Source organism: Candidatus Nitrosopumilus sp. SW (assembly GCF_006740685.1).
Taxonomy (GTDB): Archaea; Thermoproteota; Nitrososphaeria; order Nitrososphaerales; family Nitrosopumilaceae; genus Nitrosopumilus.
The window spans coordinates 575,541-599,835 of the sequence record NZ_CP035425.1 but is presented as its reverse complement, the minus strand read 5'-3'; the positions used below and the strand labels follow the sequence as shown (position 1 = coordinate 599,835).

Genomic DNA, 24,295 nt, shown 5'->3' with positions numbered 1-24,295 from the left:
CTACAAATGCCATGGGTTTGCCTTTGTAATAATTTTTTCAGGCAATTTATCTTTGAAATTCTCTAAAAATTCAATCTCTTGTTTTTTATCTCGCAGTTCATCAGGAAGCATAATTGGAATTTCTTCAATTATTGGGTAAAATCTTGAACATTTAGTACAAAACAAAACTCCTTCTGATACTAGATTGTCTTTTTCTTTAATCTCGAACAATTCTAAAGGATGGTTTTTATCAATTGGACATGCTAGTATGTCCATCATAGTTTTGTTCATTTCAGATCTAAGTATATTGGAACTCCTTTCTGACTAGATAAAAGTGCAGCTTCGGCAATCTTTGTAACATTTACTGCTTGTTGTGCTTTAACAATATGTTCATCTTTACCTTTAATAGCATCAAGAAAACTTTGAATTTCTATTAACAAAGGTTCTTGTTTTTCATTTTCTATGTTTTCAATCTCTTCTTGTTTTTCTATTTTGATCTCTTGTGTGATAAAGTCTGATGAAATTCTTGCATCATTACAAATTGCATAAAATTTTCTAATTCTTTTAGGTGTAATCCAATTTGATGTAATGATTGCAACTTTGTTATCTTTGTATCCTAACATGATTGTTGCAAAATCTTCATGCTCGTGCTTGATTTGTCCTGATCTTGCAAATACAACATTTGGCATTTCATCAAATAACCAATTTGCAGTATCAATATCGTGTACTGATGTATCGTAAATTATTCCTACATCTTTGATATGTAATGGCATTCTATTTTCTCGATGAAATTCAAGCATAATCAAGTCGCCATATTTTTTTTCTTTAACAATTTTTTTTACAACTTCTACTGCAGGATTGAATCTCTCAATATATCCACAAGTTAGAATTACCTTGTTTTTTTCTGCTAATTTTGCAAGTTCTTCCCCTTCTTGAGTTTTGTATGTGAGAGGTTTTTCAACAAATACATGTTTTTTTGCCTCAAGTAATTTTTTTGCTATACTTGCATGAGTTGATGTTGGCGTAACAACAAATGCTCCGTCAAACTCTTCAGATGAAATCATATTTTCAACTGATTCATAATGATTAACTAAATATTTTTCTCCATATTCTTTACTGCGCTCTGAATCATTATCACAAATTGCAGTGAGTACTCCTAATTCTGATAAAACTCTAGCATGGTTCTTTCCCCAACCTCCTGTGCCAATTTGTACTATTCTCATCTAATACACCGCAGTCAACCAATGAGAATAATCCTCATTTTTGTTCATTACTATGTCTGTATACTCATCCATCATCTTCTTTGTAATGTCTCCTGGTTTTCCATTACTCATCTTTTTTCCATCAAGTGCAATTATGGGAGTGATTTCAGCTGCAGTTCCTGTTAAAAATATCTCGTCAGATATTGCAAGTTCACTTCTTGTAATGTCCCTTTCAACTATCTCAATATCCAAATCTTTTGCAATTTTGATTATTGCATCACGAGTAATGCCTTCTAATGCGGCTGATGCTAAAGATGGTGTTGCAATTTGACCTTCTCTAACGATAAAAATATTTTCTCCAGGCGCCTCACTAACATTTCCGTTGTGATCAAGTAAAATAGCTTCGTCGAAGCCATTTCTTTTTGCTTCTTGTGTTGCTATGATTGAATTTAGATAGTTCCCTCCCATCTTTGCTTGTGGTGGGGTTGATATGTCTGAGAATTTTCTCCAAGATACAATTCCTGCTGAAATACCGTTCTTGTTAAATAAATCTCCAAAAGGAAATGTGAAGATTGCAACATTTGTTGGAGCTTTCTCAGTAACATGTAGGTTTATTCCATAATCTCCAACAAAATAAAATGGCCTAATGTAACATGATTTTTTGAGTTTGTTTTTTTTACATATTCCTGTTATTGCATCTGTAATCTCTTTATCTGAAAAATTTAATGAAATATTATAAAATTGTCCTGATCTTCTAAATCGTTTTACATGTTCATCTAGTCTAAACACATGTAGATTTTTTCCATTCCAATATGCTCTAATACCTTCAAAGATAGATGTTCCATAATGTATTGCATGTGTTGTAATTGGAACTTGTGCTTTTTCTGTCAGAACATATTTTCCATCAAACCAAACATATTTTGAAAGTGGAAGTTTCATAGAAAATTTTTATCTATAGTGTATTAATCTCTATTTATTTTGACCAGCCTTCTTTAGGGAATTTCATTCCAGCTACTCTTGTCGTCATATCTTCCAACTCTGCAAATTTTTCAACCGTTTTCCAATCATCTTCTATTACCTTGGCTATTTTTTCAGGAACATCATCTTTCCATGATGATTCTTTTCCAAGTGCTGCATCATACAATTTTTCTTTAACAGACGCTGCAGAAAGTGACTTTCTTTCACCTATCTTGGGTTTTAATCTGTAAATTTTCAGCATGTATCCTTCAGCTTTGTCTCCTGTATATGAGAAAAAATCCCCTTCAACTCCACGTAGAATTTGCTTTCTTAATTTCCATGATTTTGGTGAGAGTAATGGTGGCATGTATTTCTTAAATGGTGCAAAAAATGCATAATCATCAGTAATTTGAATAGAGTCTCCAAATACTGATTCTAACATTTTTTTTCTAGTTTCAAAATTAAATGGAAAGCTCTTGCTGTTAATCTCTTTTTCATCATCTTTGAAAACAACAGGCATTACTTTTACAACATCTGCATCTTTTTTTAACTCCTCAATAATTTCTACATGAGCTTTTGTTACTGGATTTAGATGTGCAAGATATAGTGCAGTAATCAATTAGATTCACTAAACAAATCTCATATTTCAATGATTGATTTTTTAAAAATTCTATCCGTATGATTCGTATTTGACTTCAAAACTTCCGTCTTCACGTTTATCATGTTCAGTAACAAAGCCTTTTGGTTTTAAGAAATCCATTACTCCATCTATTGTTCCTTGCCAACCACAAACATAGAATATTGTATTTTCTTTAGTAATTTTATCTCCAATTAATTCTTCTAATGGTGACATTCCATTATCTCTTGGTCTTAGGAATGTTTCAACTCTGCCGATTTGACCTGCCCATGATCTGTTAAACCATTCTTGAGGTCTACTAATTGCTGCTCTATATTTGAAATTCCATTCATTCTTTCCTCTTCGAATACTTTCATTCTCTAATTCAGTTAACAGATCTTTGTAACTTAATTCATCTACGTAACTGGCACCATGTAATACAACAATCTCTCGTTTATCACCTGAATCATGTAGATGTTGTGCAAAACTAACAAAAGGTGCTAAACCTGTTCCCCCGCCGATACAGATGATTCTTCTGTTATCTTTCTCTCCATTTGGAAGCTCTTCATTGATTAATAATGCTCTTCCAGTTGGTTTGAGCCAAAGAATTTCATCTCCTTCTTTTGCGTTAAACAATTGTGTAGTTAATCTTCCTGGAAGTGGTTTTCTTACCCATCTAATTACAAGCTCAATGTAATCTCTGTTTTCTGGATGTGATGCAATTGAGTATGCCCTTCTAACAATTTTTCCTCCTTCAACAGGATTCGGTAATCCTAATGTTATGAATTGACCAGCTTTGTATTCTGGAACTGGACCTTCTTTTGGAACTAATCTAATAATTACAAGATCCTCTTTTAATAACTGAACATATGTGATAGTTGCTTTGTTATCTACTACCATAACGATTCAATCATAATATTGACGGTTAAATATATTGTGTTAATTTCATACATCGATTTTCTATTAGACCGCTAAACGTTAATAACCAATTTGAAAAATGTAATTGATTCAGAATTCTGAATATGGGCCGGTCGTCTAGTCTGGTAGGATAGGTGCATGGCATGCATCGGATCAAGGGTTCAAATCCCTTCCGGTCCACTATTTCTTTAATTTAGAAAGTAATTTTAATAATTCAGAATCCGCATCTTTAGAAATTTCTTTAATTTTTTCTTCTGAAATTGGAAATTTTAGATTAATTATTGCTTGTAATGCACTTTTTCTTACTTCTACATTTGTATCTAAAACTGAATCTAGAAAAATTTCTTTTTCCTCTTTTGCTTTTAGATGACCCAACGCACCAATTGCACATGATCTTACCATAGAACGTTCATCTTTTGCAAGTTTTGCTATTTTGGGAATTGCATCTGTTTCATTTCTATTTGCTAATGCTAGTGCTGCAAAACCTCTAACATTTTTACTAGTTGAATTCAAATTTCGAATCAATAAATCTGAAATTTTATTTTTATTTAGTAAAAGTGAACTAAATGCTTCTCCTCTTACTTGAATATCTTCATCATCTAATTTTGAAATAATTTTTTCTAAAATTTCGGGATTCTCTGTTTTGTCTAGAGTTTCTAAAATTTTGATTTTCTCTTCACTACTTCCTGATTCTAAAACTTTTACAATATTTTCCAAATTCTAAATAAAATCTTGATTTCTAGCTAATAATGGTTTAAATCTTTCAAAAAAATTTGCTCAGACTAGAAAAAACACTTTTAGCTTTAAATTATCCTTAAATACCAAATTTTCCATGTCGACCGAAGCAAGAGACACCATATTCATTGGTAAGAAACCATTGATGGCATATGTTACATCAACACTAATTCAATTGGCAAACTTACCATCCGTCAACATCAAAGCTAGAGGACTCAGCATTGGACGTGCTGTAGATGTAGCTCAAATCATTGCACGAAAAACAGAAAATGCAGGATACTCTATCGGAGAAATCAAGATAGGCTCAGAATCTTTAGAGTCACAAGACGGTAGAACAAGAAACGTTTCAACAATAGAAATTGAAGTAAAGAGAAATCAGGCATAACTGACTTTACTTGTAATTTTTTATTTTATTCTCTTTTTGAAAATCCATACTTCTTTTCCATCTTTCTGAACTTTGAAAGCTCTACTAGTTCGTTGAATTGATCAAAATTAACTACTTTGTTTTTGTATTTGGAAGTTGTTCCTGTTTTCTTTAATTCTTGAAGTATATTCATTGTAGCAAAAGTATTTGCAAACAATACTGATAATGGATACAAAATAATTTTGAATCCCATTTTATGCAATTCTTTAGCTGAACTAATTGGAGTGGCTCCCCCTTCAATCATATTTGCAACAAGTGGTGCTTTTATTGATTTTCCAATTTTTTTCATCTCTTCAATTGATCTTGGTGCTTCGACAAATACTGCATCAGCACCTGTTTTTTTATTTTGTAATCCTCTTTCTATTGCAGCATCTAATCCTTCGGTTGCTCTTGCGTCAGTTCTTGCAACAATTATGAAATCTTTACTTTCTCTTGCATCAATTGCTGCACCAAGTTTTTCTGTATACTCTTCTTGCGTGACAACTTCTTTTCCTTGCATATGTCCGCATCTCTTTGGCCATCTTTGATCTTCTAGAAAAATTCCTGATGCTCCTGCAGACTCTAATTCTTTTACAAGCTTCCAGACACTTAATGCATTTCCATAACCTGTATCTGAATCAACAATTACTGGAACTTTTACTGCTCTACAAATCCTTCTTGCATTATCAATTGTTTCAGTTGCACCTATGAATCCATAATCTGGCATTCCAAAAAGAGTAGCTGATGTACCATACCCAGTTTGAAACATTGCATCAAATCCTACTTTTTCTGCAATCTTTGCACCAATTGCATCATAAACTCCGGGAATAACTAATGGTTTGTTAGATTTTAGCATACTACGTAAATTTTTCATAAATTTGTTGTCTCTACGAGTTATTTATCATTTTAAAATTATTGAGCGATATCCACATCTCTTGTTTCAGGATTAATCTTTGCTCCAATCAAAATGATAATTGAATCAACTATTACATTAACTCCAAGTAAAATTGGAATTAACTCTGTACCTTTTGATTACATCGTTACTGAAATTAATGGTGCCCATGAACCAAAAACTATAGACTTTTGTTGTCTTGTAAGTCCTGTCATAATTTTTCTAAAAATTAGATTAATTTTTACTTTTCAAAAAATATTATTCTATTTTGATCTCTTTGCCTTTCTTTTCAACATTTTTTGCATCTATCTTCTTAAGTTCTTCTTGAAGAAATTTTCTATATTTTTCAGTTTCCTCGTTAGTCATATTTGCAACATTTGAGCTTAAAATTGATCCCATCGAAGAAATTTTTTCAAGCAAATCCATTGCTACAAACCTTCCAACATTTCCTAACCTGAAAAGAACATCTAATTGTTTTTTTACAATATCATTAACTTTGTCTACATCCTGTGCAGTTTCTGCACCTTTTTCTGTTAGTTGATATTTTCCATCTTTTGTTTCTTGAATTAATCCTTCATCTAGCAGTCTTCCTAACAAAGGATAGATCAAACCTGGTGATGGTTTCCAAATCCCGTTACTTTGTTCAACTGCATAATCGATAATCTCTTTTCCAGTTCGTTCTTTTTTCTTCAATAATTCTAAGATGAAATATCTTGAAAATCCCCTAGGGACTGAACTTCCTACTCTTTGGAACCATTCAGAAATCATCACTAGTGATATCACTAGTGATATATATGAATATTTTGGATCATGCCTACAATTACTACATATTTATCCCGCCCTAAGCAAGTTTGTCTTAAAATGGTCGATTCAATTGAGTTTGATTTGATAATTTGTGGTTCTGGATTAGCTGGTCTTAGAGCCGCAATTGCAGCTGCAAAAAAAGGCCCTAATCTGAAAATCGGTATTGTTTCAAAATTACAAGTAATGCGTTCTCACTCTGTTTCTGCAGAAGGTGGAACTGCTGCAGTAATTCAAGAAGATGCAGGTGATACAATTGAATCCCATGTATATGACACTGTAAAAGGTAGTGACTTTCTTGCAGACCAAGATGTTGCAGAAAGACTTTGTGTTGAAATGCCACAAGAAATTCATCAGTTAGATCATTGGGGAATGCCTTGGTCTCGAAAAGAGGATGGAAGGATTGATCAAAGAAACTTTGGTGGTTATAGTTTTCCAAGAGCAACTTATGCATCAGATAAAGTTGGTTTCTTTGAAATGCAGACACTGTATGATACATGTCAAAAATTTGAAAATATAGAATATCTTAACGAATGGTTTGCAACATCCATTATTCATGATGGAAAAAAGTTCATGGGTCTTACTGCAATTGAATTAGGTTCTGGAACATTTTATACAATTAAAGGAAAAGCTCTCATCATTGCAACTGGTGGGGCTGGAAGACTGTATAGTTTTTCAACTTATGCGTTATCTTCAACTCCTGATGGTTTGGATATGGGGTTGCGTGCAGGTATGGCACTCAAAGATATGGAATTTGTACAATTTCATCCTACTGGAATTTTACCATCTGGTATTTTGATTACTGAAGGTGCAAGAGGAGAAGGTGGTTATCTTCTAAACAACAAAGGTGAACGATTCATGAAGACTTATGCTGCTGGAAAAATGGAGTTAGCTCCACGTGATATTGTTTCTCGTTCAATCATGACAGAGATTCAGGAAGGTCGTGGTTTCAAACATGAAACTGGAGTTGATTGTATGAAGCTTGATTTGAGACATCTTGGTGATGAAAAGATCAAAGAGAAATTAGGTGGAATCAGAGAGATATCTATCAAATTCTCAGGAATTGATCCTGCTGAAGAATTACTTGACATTAGACCTGTTTGCCATTACATGATGGGTGGGCTTCATACTGATATTGATGGTGCAACAGAAATCCAAGGCGTTTGGGCTGCAGGTGAGGCTGCATGTAATAGTGTTCATGGTTCAAACAGACTTGGTGCAAACTCTACCTCTGAATGTATTGTTTGGGGAAAAATTACAGGCGAATTGGCAGCAGAATATGCTATGAAAAACACTACTGCAGATCAATGGCCACATCACTTAGTTGCAGCAGAAGAGAAGAGAATCTATGATGGAATCTTTAGAGGAAATGGAGATGCAAATCCCTATGAAATTAGACAAGAATTAACTGATACTATGAATGAGAAAGCATACGTTTACAGAAATGAAACAGATCTTGTTGCAGGTCTAAAGAGAATTCGTGAACTAAAAGCACAAACTTGGAAACACGTTGATGATAAAGCAAAAGAATACAATACCAACTTTTCAAATGTTATGGAACTTGATTCTATGTTCCGAGTAGCTGAAATTGTATTAATTGGTGCAATTAATAGAAAAGAATCTCGTGGTGCACATGCAAGAACTGATTACACTAAAAGAGATGATGCAAACTTTTTGCATCACACACTTGCCTATTATGATCCAAATGAACCAATCATGAAAACACACCCAGTAACAATCACTAAGTATCAGCCTGTGGAGAGAAAATACTAGATGGCTCAAGACGAACACAAAGAAGGCATCAAAGGAATGGCTAATCCTGGTCGTTATGGAATTGAAAGAGTAGCTTATTGGTTAATGCGATTAAGTGGCTTAGGACTATTAGCATATTTTATCGGTCACATTTATGAAACTAGTAACATTTTACGAGGACGAGTAGGATGGAATGAGTTTTTAGAATTAACTCAAACTACTGAAGGACACATTGTTTTGGCAATTGTAATTGCAATGTGTGTATTTCATACTGTTAATGGTATTAGAGTAATGTTAGGACATGGTGGAGTTGGTGTTGGAAAACCTGCAAGACCTGATTATCCATATGATCCTGCATCTCAAAATTACAGACACAAGATTGGAATCTATTCTGCAATAATTCTTGCTGCAATTGCTATGATGTACGGATTAGCCGTAATGTTTGGTGAATAAAATGAGAGAAAGTACAATTATGAAAATCCACTATGGAACTGCTTTAGCAGCTGTTGCCTTAGTAGCTGTTCACATATTGATGCGTATGACAATGAATTTTGCTGACTCTTTAGAATATGAAACCGTACTTGCAAACTACAAGTTCATTCCTTACGCAATAATGTTGGAATTAATCCTAGTCTTGCTTTCAATACATGGATTTAACGGACTAAGAGTGATCTTATTGGAACTCAAACAAGGACGTGCATATGAAAAGGCAGTTTCTTATGGCTGTCTTGCAGCAATGTTTGCTCTAATTGCATATGGTTCACGAACAATTATTATGACTAACATGGGGATGGTATAGAGATGGCACAAGTTTCTGATGTTGCAGACAATCAACCTCCACGAACAAAAACACTACGAATTGCAAGATTCAATCCAACAAAGGATAATGAAAAGCAATTCATGGAATTTTCTGTTCCGGTTGAAAAATGGACTACTGTTTTAGAAACAATCCTTGATGTCAAGCAACATCATGATCATTCAGTTGGAGTTCGTTATTCATGCAGACAAGCAACATGTGGCTCATGTGGAATGATAATTAATGGAAAACCAAGATTAGCATGCTTTACCAAAGTTAGTGAATTGGACTCTGATGTTGTAACTGTTGAACCAATGAACAATTTCCCAATCATTCGAGATTTAGCAGTAAAGTTCGAAAGATTGTTTGATACTCATCATAAAATCAAACCTTATCTGGATAGAGATGATACTGAGTTAGAATCTGATGCAAAAGAATTCTTGCAATCTCCAGAAGAATTAGAACAATACATACAATTTGCAAATTGTATCAAATGTGGATTATGTAATTCAGCATGTCCTACTATGGCTACTGATTCTTCATTTGTTGGACCACAAGCTCTTGCTCAGGCATATCGCTATGTTGCAGATAGTAGAGATAAAGGAAAAGACTCTAGACTAAAAATTATTGATGATTCTCATGGTATTTGGAGATGTCATTTTGCTGGCTCTTGTAGCCAAGTATGTCCTAAAGGTGTTGATCCTGCAATGGGAATTCAACTTCTTAGAGGATATATGCTTGGTTTTAGAAGTTAACCAAGTTTTTTTGGATTTGGGCTATTGTTAACTTGATTGTTAATCTGCTCTGCCATAAAGTGATTTGAGACATTTACTTTAACGTCTTTAACTCCATCCACTTTCAAAAGATTGTCATGTATGTCTTGACAAATCTTAAAACCAAATACTGCTGGACAGAATGGACTTGTTAAATGCAAATCAACTTTGACATTACTATCGTTGATATCAACTTCATCAATTAATTCTAGTTCTACAATTGATGTGTTGATTTCTGGATCTACAATCTTTGATAGCTCATCGAAGAGTTTTACCCGAAGTTGTTTGATATCTTGACTCATGTGGGCAAAAGCGTCGATGCTATATATAACCATTCTAGAACCTTAGGTAATGTATCGTTCACGTCTTGGAAATGATTTGAGTGATATTACTTTAGATTATGTGTCATCTATTGATGATGACTCTGCAATTGCTTTTTATGATATTCTGGGAAGTCAAGCTCATGTTTTGATGTTATATCAACAAAATATCATAACAAAAAATGATGCAAAAAAAATTCTCTCATCTCTGGAGAGTTTGAAAGATGAAACATTTGATTCATCATCAGGTGCTGAAGATATTCATGAATTAATCGAGACACTAGTAATCAAAAGAGCTGGAATGGAAAGTGGAGGGAAAATGCATACTGCACGTTCAAGAAATGATCAAGTTGTTTTAGATATACGAATGAAGATTAGAGATGACATTAACATTATCTGTAATTGTCTCTTGGATGCTATTGAAGCACTAGTTTCTGTGGCTAAAAATCACCAAAAAACGATTATGCCCCTTTATACTCATCTTCAACAAGCTCAAGCTGGTTTATTCTCTCACTATCTTCTTGCACATGCCGATGTCTTGACAAGAGATTTTCAAAGACTCTATGGAACATTTGAAAGAATAAACCAAAGTCCATTGGGAGCAGGACCTGTTGGTGGAACAAGTATTCCAATTGATAGACATAGCACCGCAAAAATGTTGGGATTTGAGGATGTGGTTGAAAATTCAATTGATGCAACAAGTACCCGGGACTTTGTAGCAGAGTATGTATCAATGGTTGCAATCTTAATGACTAATCTAAGTAAAATTGCTGAAGATTTTGTAATTTGGTCTACCTCTGAATTTTCTTTTATTGAGTTATCTGATGAATTTACATCTCCTTCAAGTGTAATGCCACAAAAGAAAAATCCTGACATTTTGGAATTGACTCGTGGAAAAACAGCTGAAGTTATTGGAAATCTTACTGCAATTTTATCTACAATTAAAGGTCTAGCATCTGGTTATGGACGTGATTTACAACAGATAAAATCTTCAATCTGGTCTACATCAAAAATTTCAATCAATGCACTCTTAATTTTGAAATCAATGCTTCTTACTTTGAAAGTAAATGAAAAACAAATGAAAAAAGTAACAGAATCTAGTAATCTAATTGCTTTAGATATTGCAGAAAAATTAGTTCAAGAAGGAATTCCATTCCGTGTAACTCATAAGATTGCTGGCTCACTAGTTCAATTCGCACATTTTTCAAAAAAACCCATTTCGAAATTAACTCCATCTGACATCAAAAAATCTGTGGCTGATACAAAAGTTGATCCTAAATTAGTCTCAAAAATTATTTCTTCTACAACTGTTGTATCCTCTTTGAAAGAGAGGAAATCTTTTGGTTCTTCGGGATACGATGAACAAAAACGAATGATTTCTGATAGACTTAAGAAAATTAATGATTTTAGAACTGATATTACTCATAGAGAAAACAAAATCACTTCTTCCCTTGAAGATTTGAAAAAACAAATCGACGAAATAATTTAATGAAAAAAGAAAAGTAGCGGGTCTAAAGGGATTCGGACCCTTGACAACCGGATTAAAAGTCCGGTGCGCTACCTGGCTGCGCCATAGACCCTCACGAAAAATGCTTTACGTGTATAATTTAGTCTTTTACAAAATTTATTGTTATGACAGAAACTTTTAATCTGGCAATTTGATTCATTGAACTTGTGCCCTTGTAGTATAGCCCGGTCTAGAATTCGGCCCTGTCACGGCTGAGACGCGTGTTCAAATCCCGCCGAGGGCGCCATTATTTTCATTTATTCATTTGAATATCATCTTAAAACCGATCAAAATTGTTTTTTCGTAATTTATTGTTCTAAAACTAATAATTTGCAGTCTTTATCACAAGAATATTAAAATTCAGGCAAATTTGTGATTATTTTGTTGTCTGAAGAGAAAAAAGAATCTGAAGTAGAAGCAAAAACTACTGAGACCTCTGTGGACGAACAAAAAGATACTCAAAATAATGATGAAAATAACTCAGTAAATGTTTCTAATATTACTGCATCTGCAATAAAAGAGGCTGAACTTGCAGCAGAAGCCGCACAAGCCGCAGAAGCCGCAGCTAAAGCTGCAATCGAGAGAGCTGAAGCTGCTAAAGCAAAAGCAGAAGCCGCAGCCGAAGAAGAATACAAAGTAATTGCTGCTGAAGTAAAAGCAGATGCAGCCAAAGCACCTGATTATACGTTTAAACGACAAGGTGAAGAGATCTTTCGACGTGAAATGGGAGAACCTGAGTTTTGGTTAGATAAAGAAGAACGTTTCCCACGACCAATTCTTACTGCAGAACAACAAGATTCACTTACTAGACAGGCAGAAACTCCACAAGATCAAACCCCTGCATATATTCCTCAACATGTTCTTAGTCCAGAATTTGAAGGGAAATCAAACTATGAGCGAGGTATAGGTGAAATTTTAGAAGTTGCAAAATTGAAACTTGAAACATTAAAGAATGATCCTGATGCAACTGAAAAAGAAATTAAAGATGCAGAAGATGAAATTATTTACTTGGAATCATTGCATGAAAATTATTTTATTGGTATGAATGTATTTAGAACAGCTCATGGTGGACGAGAAAAGATAAAAGCTAAATGAGGATGATGTGATTTGGGTAACGTAAGTTTTGATGTGATGAATGCACGAGTGACTTTCAAAAATGTTCCAATTCATTCTTTATCTAAATTTGAATTCAAAGATGTATCTGCTGCATGTGAGGAATTCAAAAAAATTCCTGGTGTTGATGAATGTGTAATTATTCAAACTGCAAGTAGAGTTGAAATCTTTACAGTAAGTAATGTTGAAGATGAAGATTCACCTGATGCTAGAAGAGACGAAGCAAAAGGCCTCATCCTAAATCAAGTTAAAGACACCTGGGTATCATTATCTTCTTTAGAACAAATAGATATTGATCATTTTGATCAAACAATCGAGGTTTACAAAGGTAATGATGTTTATCGTAATCTATTACGTTTAGCTGCAGGACTTGATTCCTTTGTTGTAGGAAAGCGAGAAGTGTATGATGAAATTACTCAATCTCTTGAAAAAGCAAAACAAGCAGGAACTTCAGGCAAGATTTTGAACAAATTATTTGATAGTGTTATTCGATTAGCCACAAAAATGAGAGATGCTACTGGAATTGAAAAAGATGTTGTTTCTCTTGGTGATATTGCAGTGAAACTAGTTGATGAAAAAGCAGGTTTAGATGCTAAAAAGAAGGTATTGTTGTTGGGAACTGGTGAGTCTGCAGCACAAGTTGCAAAGACTCTCAATAAGAAAGAAATTCCATATGATGTTGCAAGTAGAACTCTCGATAGAGCTACTGGTTTTTCAATGGTGGTAGGTGGAACTCCTGTAAACTTTGAAGATGCATTGGCTGGTTTAGACAAATATGATATTGTATTTGTTGCAACTACTGCAGACTATTTCATTATCACACATGAAAGAATTCGATTAGTTATGGAAGAAAAGAAGAAAGGTACTCTTATCATGGATATTTCAGAACCAAGAGCTGTAAATGAAGATATCACATCTCTTCCGGGAATTAAATTATTGTTTAGAGATCAAATCGCAGAAATCTATGATGAAAGTGTAAAATCTAGAAAAGGCATTATTCCTGCAGTTGAAAAAATTATAGAAAAAGAATTACCTGTATTATCAATTAGAATGCAAAAATTAGAAAATTAATTTTCTTAAAGACCTTGTTTTCTTAATAGAAACTGCATAATGGCTTCTTTAGAGTAGTCAATCCCATGTTCTTCTTCTGTATGGTTTCTAAAATTTTCAATAACTTCTTCCATATCTCCACTAGCTACAAAATCACATTCAAATCCGTAATCTCGACACTTTAATTCTGCCATGCTTTTGAAAAAAAAGTCTCACTATAAAAATCCACAGGTAGTAATCATATATGGATAGTAGATCCTAAAAATGAAACTTGAATACTTTTATCCGTAGGATTCAAATTTGATACCAAAACTTCCGTCTGGTTTCTTTTCATGTTCTGTAACAAAGCCTTGAGGACCTAGTGACTCAATTACTCCGTCAATCGTTCCTTGATAACCACAAATGTAGATGATTGTGTTTTCAGGGGTAATCTTTTCACCCACCATTTCTTCTACTGGTGATAATCCTGTTTTTTTATCCGGTGCAAAGAATGATTCAACCCTGCCTACATGACCATTCCATGATCTGTTGAAAAATTCTTTTGGTCTACTAATAGCTGCTCTATATCTAAAATTCCATTGATCTCTTCCTCTTTTTTCACTTTCTAACTCTAAATCTGTAAAGAGACGTTTGTAGCTTAACTCATCGACATAACTTGCACCATGTAAGACAACAACTTCTCTTTTGTCATTTGTATCGTGAAAATGTTTTGCAAATGCAACAAATGGTGCAATACCTGTACCTCCACCAACACAAATTACTCTTCTTTTATCTTCTTGTCCATTTGGAAGCACATCACTAATTTGTAATGCAGTTCCACTAGGATCTCCTAACCAAACTTCATCACCAACACTTGCATAGAATAACTCTGTAGTGACCCTACCTGGAAGTGGTTTTCTTACCCATCTAATTACAAATTCAAAATAATCTCTGTTTTCTGCATGTGATGCAATTGAATATGCTCTTCTAACAATCTTTTTTTCTGCTGGTATTGGAACCCCTATTGTCAAAAATTGACCTGTTTTGTATTCTGGCATTCCTCCTTCTGGAAGTAGTCTGATGATTACAAGATCTTCTTTTAATAATTCTCTATAAATGATCTTAGCCTTTGTCTCACTAACCATACCACAAGTTTTTTCGCTACTTTGGATAAATATATTTCTGTTATATCTGATAAAAAATTAATTTCTTAACGAAAATTTGAAATTTTATTCATTGATCTGTGATATTATTTCATCAAGAATTTTCTGATTTGCAGCTGCAATAAAAGAAACTCTTGTATCATAGCTTAGATCCGCATCCAGTGGATTCAAATTTGCATCTAACAACAATCCACCAGCTTCTTTGACAATCAAATAACCTGCTGCAATATCTTGAATCCTAATTTTATCTCGTAAATCAATAAAAATATCCATTAACCCTCTTGCAAACAATGCCATCTCAAGAGCATTAGCGCCAAAATGTCTTGTATGATTATAATTTTCAAATATTGGATGAAGTTTCTTCATTAGTTCTGTTGATGCTCCAGATGTGTTTATTCCCACAATTTTGTAAACTGGATCTTCATTGTGTACTTTCATTTGTTCTTGATTGAAAAATGAACCTCTGTTTTTTGATGCCCAATACATTTCTCCATTGTCAAGATTTGTGATAACTCCATCTGTTATGGAACTAAGTTTATTTTCTGTTGCAAAGGCCAATGAACTGCAAAAGAAAGGTACCCCTCTTACTGCATTTGCAGAACCATCAATTGCATCCATGATCACAAAGCCTTTTGGATCTTTTGATAATTCTACTCTTCCACACTCTTCACCTAAAACAACACATGGAAAATTAATTTCTTTTAGATAATCAAGAACTGTTTTTTCAGCAATAATGTCTATGTTTCTTGAAATATCTCCGCCTGCCCCTCTTCCAAAATCTCCTGCAGCGTGTTCTGTTCCTGCAACATCTTTTACGTTTTCGTAAATTTTGTTTGAAACTTCACGAAGAATTTCAATTACTTCCATAACAAAATATACTTGATTCGTAATTTAAGTGAAGAAAATATTTGTCTTGAAAGCATAAATAACAATACAGGAGCTAAAGTTTGTGAGTGGTAAAGATCAGTCTGTTGTAAGTAAAGAAGCTTTGATGAGCACTAAACCTGGCAAACAAATTATGAAGCAAGGTTTGTTTAAGTCAAAAGGTTACAAATTATTTAACAAATACAAAGAAGAAACAGAAAACGAATTTCCTAACTTTGCAGAGAGATTTGCAAAAGGCCTTCTTAATGAAATCAAATCTGATAATAATCCTAATTCTACACAACAAGCATTTGCTGATGAAGTTGGTTCGACTGAAATTATTCTAAATGCTTCTGAAATTGAGCCTATAAAATCAAAATTAGAAAGTCCTGATATCTTAAAAGATAGAGTACTTCGAATCTTGAATTCAAATTTTGTTAAAATGACCTTTCCTGTTTTCAATGCACTTTTTGATGGAGCTGCAGAATATTCTGGTAGAAATGATCCTCAACTGAGACAAGATATGGTTGAAGGTCATATTTTGGCAATTGATCTTAGTGAACCTATGGACAGAATTGTAGACAAAGATGAAGATTTAGAATATCTTGATGATTACAAATTGATGAATCCCTATATTTTGAAATTAGCTCGCGATAAAATTTCTAAAGGCGGAGATGAAGTTCTCAAAGAATTTGAAGAAGGTTTCAAAGATGCAAGAATTGGACAATATCTTGATGAGAAATTAAAATCAAAACCCACAAAAATTACTGAAGAAGAAATGACACTTTCTTACAAAAAATATCGTGCAGTAATGGGTACTGCAGGAAGAAACATGGCATTAGCTGAAAGACCTCTTGGAGAAATTTTCTATTTGGGAATGGCAAGAGCTGCTGAAGGTGTTGGTTGTGGAAATGAAATTGAAGATTCTATAAAAAACGGATTTGTAAAAATTCCTTCATGGCCATTATATTATTCATTATTGGCAAATGATGTGAAAAAAGGATTTGAAATAACTTTAGAAAAAAGTAATTTGTATCTTCAAGACGCAAGACTTGCAATAGAACTACTCCCTGATGGCTTTTCTCATAAAGAATTCCTGGAATTTTTATTTTTGACTGTAGATCATTACAACCAATATTGGTATAATCAATTACAAAAGGCCAATAAATGGTCTGAATTTGAATCAAAACTCCCTAAGTGATTACATTGATGTGGTCTGAAAAATATCGACCTCAGAATATTTCTGATATGGTTGGAAATGAAGATTCTCGTGCTGCAATAATGGAATGGTTTGCAAAATGGAAAAAAGGCACAAAACCTCTACTTTTGGTTGGTCCTCCTGGAATCGGAAAAACTACTATGGCGTTTCTGGTAGCCAAACAATTTGGTTATGATATGATTGGACTTAATGCAAGTGATGTTAGAAGTAAATCAAGAATTAATGAGATCCTTACTCCTGTATTGGGAAACGTAAGCGTTCTTGGAACTCCGATGATATTTGTTGATGAAGTAGATGGAATTCATGGTCGCGGAGATTATGGTGGTGTTGCAGCACTTGTTGATATCTTGAAAGAACCAACTGTCCCGATTATACTTGCTGCAAATGATGATTCATCTGATAAAATGAAAAGTATCAAAAAAGTTGTAAAAATTATATCTTTTAAAAAAATTCCTCCACGACTTCTTCGAGTTTATTTAGAAAATATTTTAAAAAAAGAAAGCGCAAAACTTAGTCCTGGTTCAATAATCAAAGTAATCGATAAATCTAGAGGTGACATCCGTTCAATGATTAACTTAACACAATCTTTGGTTACTGGATTTAATCCACAAACAGAAACTAGCTTTGAAAACATTGATGTTGAAAATGGAGTCAATGCATTTTTTAAATCAAAATCTGTTGAAGAAGCCAGAAGTGTTTTGTATTCTATGCAAATTGATCCTAGAGAAAAAATCAATGCATTTTATTCAAGTATTGTTACAAGTAATTTAGATGCTGATTCATTTGCAAAGTATTTAGAAGTAATTTCTGAGGCTGACATGCTTTATGGAAAAATTGTCAGAACACAAAATTGGCGATTATTGAGATATCTTAATGATATTTTGATTAAACTATATCAAAATGATGATAGAATTAGGTATGCACAATACAATCTCTCGTGGCCTTTACTTAATAGAATCCGTTGGGATGGTGCAAAAATAAAATCACTTGCCTCTGTTATGGCAAAAAAATTACATTTGTCTTCTAGTGCATTTGTTACATTTGGTTTGCCTTTTGTTTTATTCTGTATAAAAAATAAAACGCTAGAATTAGAATTAGAAGAAACTTTTGGAGATATTATTGATAAGGAGATTGAATTGATACAATGAGTTGGAGAAAAATCCCAATGAAATTTCCAGGAACTTGTATTGTATGTAATGAAAAAATAGAGATCAATGAAATTGGCCTTTGGGCAAAAGGCCTTGGGGTCAAACATGAAAAATGTGCTGAAGTTAATGAATTACAGTGTATCGTATGTGGTGGCCCTGCTGGGTGTTTAGAATGTGAGTTTCAGGATGTCTGCGATATTGCAAATGTATCTCAATTTTGTGTGTGTAAAAATTGCAGTGAACAAAAAAATGTCTTTGATTCCTATCAAAAATCAACTAACAAAAAATTCCCAATTATTAACTCATAATTTTCAATTTTTCCCCCAAATCTGTATGTTATTTTCTAAAAAATTTCAAAACAAATTCCTGTAAACTAAATTAATATAGGAAACCGTTTTGCATTAGATCACGCCATGCATTCAGAAAAACTCGAAAACTATCACAATAAACATAAAACTTCTCAACAAGGTGGCGGTCAGGATAGAATCAAAGCACAGCATGATAAAGGTAAATTAACTGCACGAGAAAGAATCGATCTTCTGTTAGATGAGGGAAGCTTTACCGAAATAGATCCAATGGTAACTCATCATTATCATGAATATGATATGCAGAAAAAGAAGTTCTTTACTGATGGTGTAGTTGGAGGTTATGGAAATGTTAACGGTAGACAAATCTTCGTATTTGCTTATGATTTCACAGTTCTTGGTGGTACACTTAGTCAAATGGGTGCCAAAAAAATTACTAAACTAATGGATCATGCAGTTAGAACTGGATGTCCAGTTATTGGAATCATGGATTCTGGTGGTGCAAGAATTCAAGAAGGAATAATGAGTCTTGATGGATTTGCAGATATCTTTTATCATAATCAATTAGCTTCAGGAGTTGTTCCTCAAATCACAGCAAGTATTGGTCCCTCTGCTGGAGGTTCAGTATATTCACCAGCTATGACAGACTTTGTCGTAATGGTAGAAAAGGCAGGATCAATGTTTGTCACTGGTCCTGATGTTGTTAAGACAGTATTAGGTGAAGAAATTTCAATGGATGATCTTGGTGGAGCTATGACACATGGTTCAAAAAGTGGAGTTGCACATTTTGTTGCACAAAACGAATACGAATGTATGGATTATATCAAGAAATTAATCTCTTACATTCCACAAAATAATTCTGAAGAACCTCCAAAAATAAAAACTGATGATGATCCAAACAGATTAGATCATAATCTCATTAATGTAATCCCTGAAAATCCATTACAACCTTATGATATGAAAGAAATTATCAACTCTATTGTAGATAACCATGAGTTCTTTGAAGTTCATGAGTTATTTGCACCAAACATCGTAGTAGGCTATGGTAGAATGGATGGACAAGTAGTTGGAATTATTGCAAATAATCCAATGCATCTTGCAGGTGCACTTGATATTGATTCATCAAACAAATCTGCACGTTTCATTAGGTTCTGTGATGCATTTAACATTCCAATTATCACACTAGTGGATACACCAGGTTACATGCCAGGTTCTAACCAAGAACATAACGGTATCATTAGACATGGAAGTAAATTACTTTATGCATATTGTGAGGCAACTGTTCCAAGAATTACACTTGTGATTGGAAAGGCATATGGTGGTGCATACATTGCAATGGGAAGCAAAAATCTTAGAACTGATATTAATTATGCATGGCCAACTGCACGTTGTGCTGTTTTAGGTGGTGAAGCTGCTGTAAAAATCATGAATAGAAAAGAATTGGCAGAAGCAAAAGATCCTGAAGTTCTAAAGAAAGAATTAATCCATGAATTTACAGAAAAATTTGAAAATCCATATGTTGCTGCATCCCATGGAACTGTTGATAATGTGATTGATCCTGCAGAAACAAGACCTATGTTGATTAAAGCCCTCAAAATGCTTGCAAACAAAAGAGAAAAACAACTTCCAAGAAAACATGGAAACATCAATTTGTGATTAAAATGATTAAGAAAGTACTAATTGCTAACAGAGGAGAAATTGCTCTTAGAGTAATCAGAACATGTAATGCATTAGGCATAAAGACTGTTGCAGTATATTCTGATGAAGATTACAATTCTTTACATGTAAAGAAAGCTGATGAATCCTATCATATTGGAGAAGCAGCTCCTGCAAAATCATATCTTAATCAAGAAAAAATCCTTGAAGTGATGTTGTCTTCAGGTGCAGATGCTGTACATCCTGGTTATGGATTCCTTTCTGAAAATGATGACTTCGCAAGATTATGTGAAAAAAATAAAATTACTTTCATTGGACCATCTGCTGATTCCATGAACCTATGTGGTGATAAGATGGAATGCAAAGCTGCAATGCTAAAAGCTAAAGTTCCAACAGTACCTGGAAGTCCAGGATTAGTATCTGATGCAAATGAAGCAGAAAAAATTGCAAACGAAATTGGATACCCTGTACTTTTGAAATCAGTTTATGGTGGTGGAGGTCGTGGAATTAGATTAGTTACTAATGATAAAGAATTACGTGAAGGTTTTGAAACAGTAACCTCCGAATCTATTTCAGCAGTTGGAAAATCTGCAATTATTGTTGAAAAATTCCTAGAAAAAACCAGACACATTGAATACCAGATGTGTAGAGATCATCATGGTAATGCAGTACATCTCTTTGAAAGAGAATGTTCTATTCAAAGAAGAAATCAAAAACTAATTGAACAAACCCCTTCTCCTGTTGTAGATGATGCAAAAAGAGAAGAAATTGGTGAATTAGTTGTTAAAGCAGCAGAAGCTGTTGATTACACTAATCTTGGTACAGCAGAATTTCTAAGAGCTGATAATGGTGAATTTTATTTTATTGAGATTAACGCAAGACTTCAAGTAGAACATCCTATCAGCGAAATGGTTTCAGGATTAGACTTTGTTAAACTGCAAATTGATATTGCAAATGGAGAACCACTTCCATTCAAACAAAAAGATCTGAAGATGAATGGTTATGCTATTGAATGTAGAATTAATGCTGAAGATACATTTTTGGACTTTGCACCTTCAACTGGTCCTGTTCCAGATGTAACAATTCCTGCAGGACCTAATGTTAGATGTGATACCTATCTTTATCCTGGATGTACAGTATCTCCATTTTATGATTCATTAATGGCAAAGCTTTGTACTTGGGGACCAACATTTGAAGAATCTAGAACTAGAATGCTTACTGCATTAAATGATATGTATGTTCAAGGTGTAGAAACATCAATTCCACTATACAAAACAATTCTAAATTCTGAAGAATACAAAAAAGGAGAACTATCCACTGACTTTTTGAAACGTTATGGTATGATTGATAAATTAACTGAAGATCTTAAGAAAGAAAAAGAAAACAAGAGCGAAGCAGCTTTAGCTGCAGCTATCATTCATTCTGAATACTTTAAGAACAGAGTTCAAAACAATAGCACAACCAGCGCAACTTGGAAAAATAAATTGGATTGATGATTAATGGACTATAAGATATCTGATATTGAAAAATCATTTGAAGGAAAAATTGTTGAAAACTTGGGCAATAATGATTATGTAATTAAGATAAATGACAAAGAGCACCAACTAAGAATTCTCACTATGGATGCAAAAGGAATTGAATTCATTTTAGATCAACAATATCATAAAGCAAAATACCTTGAAACTGCAACCAATGAAATGAATCTCGTTATTGATAATGTTCCAATCACACTAAACATGAACACTCACTTTGATGAAATTGTTTTCAAAAACTCTGGTGGCGGTGGTGGCGGTGGTGCTCAATTAGCACTCAAAAGTCAAATTCCAGGAAAAGTTGTATCCATTGCAGTAACTGAAGGTGATTCAGTTAAGAAAGGTGACGTTGTATGTACTCTAGAATCAATGAAGATGCAGGTTGCCGTAAAGGCTCACAAAGACGGTGCTGTTAAAAATCTCAAAATTAAAGACGGTGCAACTGTCGCAAAAGGCGACGTTATTGCAGATTTAGAATAAAAAAGAAAATTTTCCTACTTGAGGAAATTTTTAATCTCTTCGTAGTTTGGCTCTTTTAATGGATCTTCTGAAACCCATTTGTAACCAATTTTTCCGTCTTCCATAATTATGAATACAGAACGTTTTGCTGCGTTGTAGTCTTTAATATGAAGCAAGTCTTTCATCAAAACATCATAATCACTAATTGTTTTGCTATTGTAATCTCCCAATAATGGAAAATTGAAGTTATGTTTTTCTGCAAATGCTTTATTTGCAAAAGGACCATCATTACTAATTGCGACTATTTGTGCACCCGTATCTGCAATTTCTTGCCAAGAATCCCTAAGTGTGCATAGTTCTGTCTCACATACAGGAGAACTTGCTGCAACAATGAATGTAAGAACGATCTTTTTTCCTTTGAATTCATCCAAAGTCCGCAATTTTAGTTCTGTATCTGGAAGCTCAAAATTTGGAGCAGTATCTCCGATATTCAATGACATGATCGCATTTTGCCAATGTTCTATAAAGTAGTTTAGAAAAAAATATTTTTTTTGATCAAAGTCTCAAAATCTGAAACATACCTTTTTATACAAAAATCAGGGTGAAAAGCTAAATTGGTCGGGGAATTAGCGGGCAATTACAGTACTGTGGTATTGATGTTTGCCTTTGGTATAGCAGCAATGGCACCTGCATTGATAATTTCACGAATGGTTTCTCCCCGAAAACGTAGTAATCCTGTAAAATTTTTGCCAATGGAATGTGGTCAAGTTCCATCTGGAGAAGGACGAACGCATTTTATGATGCAATATTATCCGTACATTCTCATGTTTGTAGTATTTGATGTAATGGCAATTTTCTTGTATGCATGGGGAAGTGCTCTTTTAGAACTTCCAAAAAGTGCAACCTTACCAATGATGGGATTTTTAGCTATTATGTTTGGTGCAATGGCGTTTGCATTGTATCAATCAGGGAGACGAAGAATATGGTAGTTTTTTATACAAATCAAATTAACGGGGATAGGAGATAAGATTGCTTAAAGACTTAGTAACACCAGAAAACGCAAATGTTTTTGTAGGAAAACTTGGGGATATTTTAGAAAAAGCAATCGACAAACCATTGGGCTACGCCATCAATTGGGGTAGAATTTGGTCACTCTGGCCTGTACACATTGAAACAGCTTGTTGCAGTGTAGAATTTGGTGCAGCATCAAGTCCAAGATATGATGTTGAAAGATTTGGTATCATCGAAGCATTTGGATCACTTAGACAATGTGATCTAGTTGTTGTTCAAGGAACTATTACAAGAAAGATGGCACCACGTCTCAGATTAGTTTATGATCAAATGCCAGAACCAAAGTATGTAATTGCTATGGGAGCTTGTGCAATTACTGGAGGATTGTATTTTGATTCATACAATGTACTTCCAGGAATTGACGGAGTAATTCCAGTTGATGTCTATGTTCCAGGTTGTCCACCTAGACCTGAAACTCTCATACAAGGATGTATTTTGTTACAAGAAAAAATTAAGAGAATGAAGGCTAGGAAGTTTGTATAATGAGTAGTGATTCTGAAAAACCAGCAGTCGCAACACCTGAAGAGAAATCAACTCCTCCTAAACCTGCACCAAAACCCGCAGCAAAAACTGAAGAAAAACCCGCAGAACTTCCAGCATTTGAAAAAAGTATTTCAGATAAACTAGTTGAAAAATTTGGAGATAAAGTAGAAGTAGATTTTGTAAAAGAAGACAGAATTGGAATTAAAACAAGTAAGGAAAATGTTCATGATGTGGCCCAATTCATTCGCGATGACTTGCATTATGATCATGCTGAATCTGTTTCAGGCGTAGATTACCCTGCAGACAATGAAATTGAAGTAGTCTACCATCTTGGCTCTTACACTGAATCGTCTCTTGCAAGACAAGTTCTGACACTGGCAACACGTGCTCCTAGAGAATCAAACCCAATTCCTGGACAAGATTCCACAAAACTTCCTACTCTTAGAGATGTATTCTACAGTGTAGAATTTGGTGAAAGAGAAGTTTTTGAAATGTTAGGTGTTTACTTTGATGGTCATCCAGATAATAGACGATTACTTTTGCCTGAAGATTGGGCAGACTTGCCACCACTTCGAAAGGACTTTGCAATAAAAGGTAGATGA

30 protein-coding genes and 3 tRNA genes are annotated in these 24,295 nt (G+C 34.0%); 19 read left to right on the top strand and 14 right to left on the bottom strand.

The features are described from left to right. From Nisw_RS03705 to Nisw_RS03685, 5 genes are read right to left on the bottom strand one after another with little or no spacing between them, the layout of a single operon-like run. Positions 1–270, bottom strand: a complete 270-nt coding sequence (locus Nisw_RS03705) for a Trm112 family protein (RefSeq protein ID WP_141976615.1) — start codon at positions 268–270, stop codon at positions 1–3. Further along, positions 267–1,202 carry a Gfo/Idh/MocA family protein gene (locus Nisw_RS03700; RefSeq protein ID WP_141976613.1) on the bottom strand — a complete coding sequence of 312 codons (936 nt, stop codon included), beginning with the start codon at positions 1,200–1,202 and terminating at the stop codon, positions 267–269. The genes Nisw_RS03705 and Nisw_RS03700 overlap by 4 nt, the downstream gene beginning before the upstream one ends. Beyond that, the gene (locus tag Nisw_RS03695; protein WP_141976612.1) at positions 1,203–2,120 is read right to left on the bottom strand and encodes a branched-chain amino acid transaminase; all 918 of its coding nucleotides are present in this window, start codon (positions 2,118–2,120) and stop codon (positions 1,203–1,205) included. Between the two features lie 34 nt (positions 2,121–2,154). Further along, a complete protein-coding gene (locus Nisw_RS03690) occupies positions 2,155–2,757 on the bottom strand; it encodes a hypothetical protein (RefSeq protein ID WP_141976610.1) in 603 nt (200 codons plus the stop codon). Between the two features lie 51 nt (positions 2,758–2,808). Continuing rightward, positions 2,809–3,654 (bottom strand): ferredoxin--NADP reductase, encoded by an 846-nt coding sequence (locus tag Nisw_RS03685; protein ID WP_141976608.1) that lies wholly within the window; start codon positions 3,652–3,654, stop codon positions 2,809–2,811. 124 nt (positions 3,655–3,778) lie between these two features. On the opposite strand from Nisw_RS03685, the gene Nisw_RS03680 reads away from it, so the two are divergent. Further along, a tRNA-Ala gene (locus Nisw_RS03680) sits at positions 3,779–3,852 on the top strand. Here Nisw_RS03680 and Nisw_RS03675 read toward each other — a convergent pair. Continuing rightward, entirely contained in the window at positions 3,853–4,389 is a 537-nt protein-coding gene (locus Nisw_RS03675) for a HEAT repeat domain-containing protein (RefSeq protein WP_141976606.1), read from the bottom strand. Between the two features lie 115 nt (positions 4,390–4,504). Here Nisw_RS03675 and Nisw_RS03670 point away from each other — a divergent pair, with 115 nt between their 5' ends. Further along, positions 4,505–4,792, top strand: a complete 288-nt coding sequence (locus Nisw_RS03670) for a DNA-binding protein (protein WP_016939700.1) — start codon at positions 4,505–4,507, stop codon at positions 4,790–4,792. Positions 4,793–4,817: 25 nt separating this feature from the next. Here Nisw_RS03670 and Nisw_RS03665 read toward each other — a convergent pair whose 3' ends face one another. Together Nisw_RS03665 and Nisw_RS03655 are read right to left on the bottom strand one after the other, a co-directional pair. Then, positions 4,818–5,666: an oxaloacetate decarboxylase gene (locus tag Nisw_RS03665; protein ID WP_141978484.1), complete on the bottom strand. Its 849-nt coding sequence runs from the start codon at positions 5,664–5,666 to the stop codon at positions 4,818–4,820. A gap of 294 nt (positions 5,667–5,960) precedes the next feature. After that, a complete protein-coding gene (locus Nisw_RS03655) occupies positions 5,961–6,470 on the bottom strand; it encodes a PadR family transcriptional regulator (RefSeq protein ID WP_141976604.1) in 510 nt (169 codons plus the stop codon). A gap of 93 nt (positions 6,471–6,563) precedes the next feature. Between Nisw_RS03655 and Nisw_RS03650 the strand changes: the two genes are divergently transcribed. The 4 genes from Nisw_RS03650 to Nisw_RS03635 are packed head-to-tail and all read left to right on the top strand — an operon-like array spanning position 6,564 to position 9,806. Continuing rightward, complete coding sequence (locus Nisw_RS03650; RefSeq protein WP_141976602.1) at positions 6,564–8,276, top strand: succinate dehydrogenase/fumarate reductase flavoprotein subunit; 1,713 nt, start codon at positions 6,564–6,566, stop codon at positions 8,274–8,276. Beyond that, positions 8,277–8,708 (top strand): succinate dehydrogenase, encoded by a 432-nt coding sequence (locus Nisw_RS03645; protein WP_141976601.1) that lies wholly within the window; start codon positions 8,277–8,279, stop codon positions 8,706–8,708. A 1-nt stretch (position 8,709) separates the two neighbouring features. Beyond that, entirely contained in the window at positions 8,710–9,054 is a 345-nt protein-coding gene (locus Nisw_RS03640; protein ID WP_141976599.1) for a succinate dehydrogenase, read from the top strand. A 2-nt stretch (positions 9,055–9,056) separates the two neighbouring features. Beyond that, positions 9,057–9,806, top strand: a complete 750-nt coding sequence (locus tag Nisw_RS03635; RefSeq protein ID WP_141976597.1) for a succinate dehydrogenase/fumarate reductase iron-sulfur subunit — start codon at positions 9,057–9,059, stop codon at positions 9,804–9,806. On the opposite strand, the gene Nisw_RS03630 is transcribed toward Nisw_RS03635, so the two are convergent. Then, positions 9,803–10,126: a metal-sulfur cluster assembly factor gene (locus tag Nisw_RS03630; protein ID WP_141976595.1), complete on the bottom strand. Its 324-nt coding sequence runs from the start codon at positions 10,124–10,126 to the stop codon at positions 9,803–9,805. The genes Nisw_RS03635 and Nisw_RS03630 overlap by 4 nt on opposite strands. Before the next feature lie 49 nt (positions 10,127–10,175). Between Nisw_RS03630 and argH the strand changes: the two genes are divergently transcribed. Then, positions 10,176–11,633: an argininosuccinate lyase gene (gene argH, locus Nisw_RS03625; RefSeq protein ID WP_141976593.1), complete on the top strand. Its 1,458-nt coding sequence runs from the start codon at positions 10,176–10,178 to the stop codon at positions 11,631–11,633. A 17-nt stretch (positions 11,634–11,650) separates the two neighbouring features. On the opposite strand, the gene Nisw_RS03620 is transcribed toward argH, so the two are convergent. Beyond that, positions 11,651–11,724: transfer RNA gene (locus Nisw_RS03620), tRNA-Lys, on the bottom strand. Positions 11,725–11,820: 96 nt separating this feature from the next. On the opposite strand from Nisw_RS03620, the gene Nisw_RS03615 reads away from it, so the two are divergent. From Nisw_RS03615 to Nisw_RS03605, 3 genes are all read left to right on the top strand, one after another. Then, positions 11,821–11,898, top strand: a tRNA-Asp gene (locus Nisw_RS03615). Positions 11,899–12,035: 137 nt separating this feature from the next. Continuing rightward, entirely contained in the window at positions 12,036–12,746 is a 711-nt protein-coding gene (locus tag Nisw_RS03610) for a hypothetical protein (RefSeq protein WP_141976591.1), read from the top strand. A gap of 12 nt (positions 12,747–12,758) precedes the next feature. After that, positions 12,759–13,835, top strand: a complete 1,077-nt coding sequence (locus Nisw_RS03605) for a glutamyl-tRNA reductase (RefSeq protein ID WP_141976589.1) — start codon at positions 12,759–12,761, stop codon at positions 13,833–13,835. 5 nt (positions 13,836–13,840) lie between these two features. Here the strand turns inward: Nisw_RS03605 and Nisw_RS03600 are convergent, their stop codons facing one another. The 3 genes from Nisw_RS03600 to Nisw_RS03590 all read right to left on the bottom strand — a co-directional run bounded on the left by Nisw_RS03600 (position 13,841) and on the right by Nisw_RS03590 (position 15,823). Beyond that, entirely contained in the window at positions 13,841–14,008 is a 168-nt protein-coding gene (locus Nisw_RS03600; RefSeq protein ID WP_141976587.1) for a DUF1059 domain-containing protein, read from the bottom strand. An 87-nt stretch (positions 14,009–14,095) separates the two neighbouring features. After that, the gene (locus Nisw_RS03595) at positions 14,096–14,938 is read right to left on the bottom strand and encodes an FAD-binding oxidoreductase (RefSeq protein ID WP_141976585.1); all 843 of its coding nucleotides are present in this window, start codon (positions 14,936–14,938) and stop codon (positions 14,096–14,098) included. Positions 14,939–15,022: 84 nt separating this feature from the next. Next, complete coding sequence (locus Nisw_RS03590; RefSeq protein ID WP_141976583.1) at positions 15,023–15,823, bottom strand: inositol monophosphatase family protein; 801 nt, start codon at positions 15,821–15,823, stop codon at positions 15,023–15,025. Positions 15,824–15,905: 82 nt separating this feature from the next. Between Nisw_RS03590 and Nisw_RS09125 the strand changes: the two genes are divergently transcribed. The 6 genes from Nisw_RS09125 to Nisw_RS03560 all read left to right on the top strand — a co-directional run bounded on the left by Nisw_RS09125 (position 15,906) and on the right by Nisw_RS03560 (position 22,160). After that, a complete protein-coding gene (locus Nisw_RS09125; RefSeq protein ID WP_185736667.1) occupies positions 15,906–17,021 on the top strand; it encodes a hypothetical protein in 1,116 nt (371 codons plus the stop codon). Positions 17,022–17,029: 8 nt separating this feature from the next. After that, positions 17,030–18,187 carry an AAA family ATPase gene (locus Nisw_RS03580; RefSeq protein WP_141976581.1) on the top strand — a complete coding sequence of 386 codons (1,158 nt, stop codon included), beginning with the start codon at positions 17,030–17,032 and terminating at the stop codon, positions 18,185–18,187. Then, positions 18,184–18,495: a hypothetical protein gene (locus tag Nisw_RS03575; RefSeq protein WP_185736666.1), complete on the top strand. Its 312-nt coding sequence runs from the start codon at positions 18,184–18,186 to the stop codon at positions 18,493–18,495. Before Nisw_RS03580 ends, Nisw_RS03575 begins: the two co-directional genes overlap by 4 nt. A gap of 105 nt (positions 18,496–18,600) precedes the next feature. Beyond that, positions 18,601–20,148 carry an acyl-CoA carboxylase subunit beta gene (locus Nisw_RS03570; RefSeq protein WP_141976579.1) on the top strand — a complete coding sequence of 516 codons (1,548 nt, stop codon included), beginning with the start codon at positions 18,601–18,603 and terminating at the stop codon, positions 20,146–20,148. 5 nt (positions 20,149–20,153) lie between these two features. After that, positions 20,154–21,641, top strand: a complete 1,488-nt coding sequence (locus Nisw_RS03565; RefSeq protein WP_141976577.1) for an acetyl/propionyl/methylcrotonyl-CoA carboxylase subunit alpha — start codon at positions 20,154–20,156, stop codon at positions 21,639–21,641. A gap of 6 nt (positions 21,642–21,647) precedes the next feature. Then, positions 21,648–22,160 carry an acetyl-CoA carboxylase biotin carboxyl carrier protein subunit gene (locus Nisw_RS03560; protein ID WP_141976575.1) on the top strand — a complete coding sequence of 171 codons (513 nt, stop codon included), beginning with the start codon at positions 21,648–21,650 and terminating at the stop codon, positions 22,158–22,160. Positions 22,161–22,174: 14 nt separating this feature from the next. Here Nisw_RS03560 and Nisw_RS03555 read toward each other — a convergent pair whose 3' ends face one another. After that, on the bottom strand, positions 22,175–22,639 hold the full coding sequence (locus Nisw_RS03555) for a redoxin domain-containing protein (RefSeq protein WP_141976573.1): 465 nt from the start codon (positions 22,637–22,639) through the stop codon (positions 22,175–22,177). A gap of 156 nt (positions 22,640–22,795) precedes the next feature. On the opposite strand from Nisw_RS03555, the gene Nisw_RS03550 reads away from it, so the two are divergent. The 3 genes from Nisw_RS03550 to Nisw_RS03540 are packed head-to-tail and all read left to right on the top strand — an operon-like array spanning position 22,796 to position 24,295. Continuing rightward, entirely contained in the window at positions 22,796–23,128 is a 333-nt protein-coding gene (locus Nisw_RS03550) for an NADH-quinone oxidoreductase subunit A (protein WP_048069033.1), read from the top strand. 40 nt (positions 23,129–23,168) lie between these two features. Continuing rightward, a complete protein-coding gene (locus tag Nisw_RS03545) occupies positions 23,169–23,693 on the top strand; it encodes an NADH-quinone oxidoreductase subunit B (RefSeq protein ID WP_012214660.1) in 525 nt (174 codons plus the stop codon). After that, positions 23,693–24,295, top strand: a complete 603-nt coding sequence (locus Nisw_RS03540; protein WP_141976571.1) for an NADH-quinone oxidoreductase subunit C — start codon at positions 23,693–23,695, stop codon at positions 24,293–24,295. Before Nisw_RS03545 ends, Nisw_RS03540 begins: the two co-directional genes overlap by 1 nt.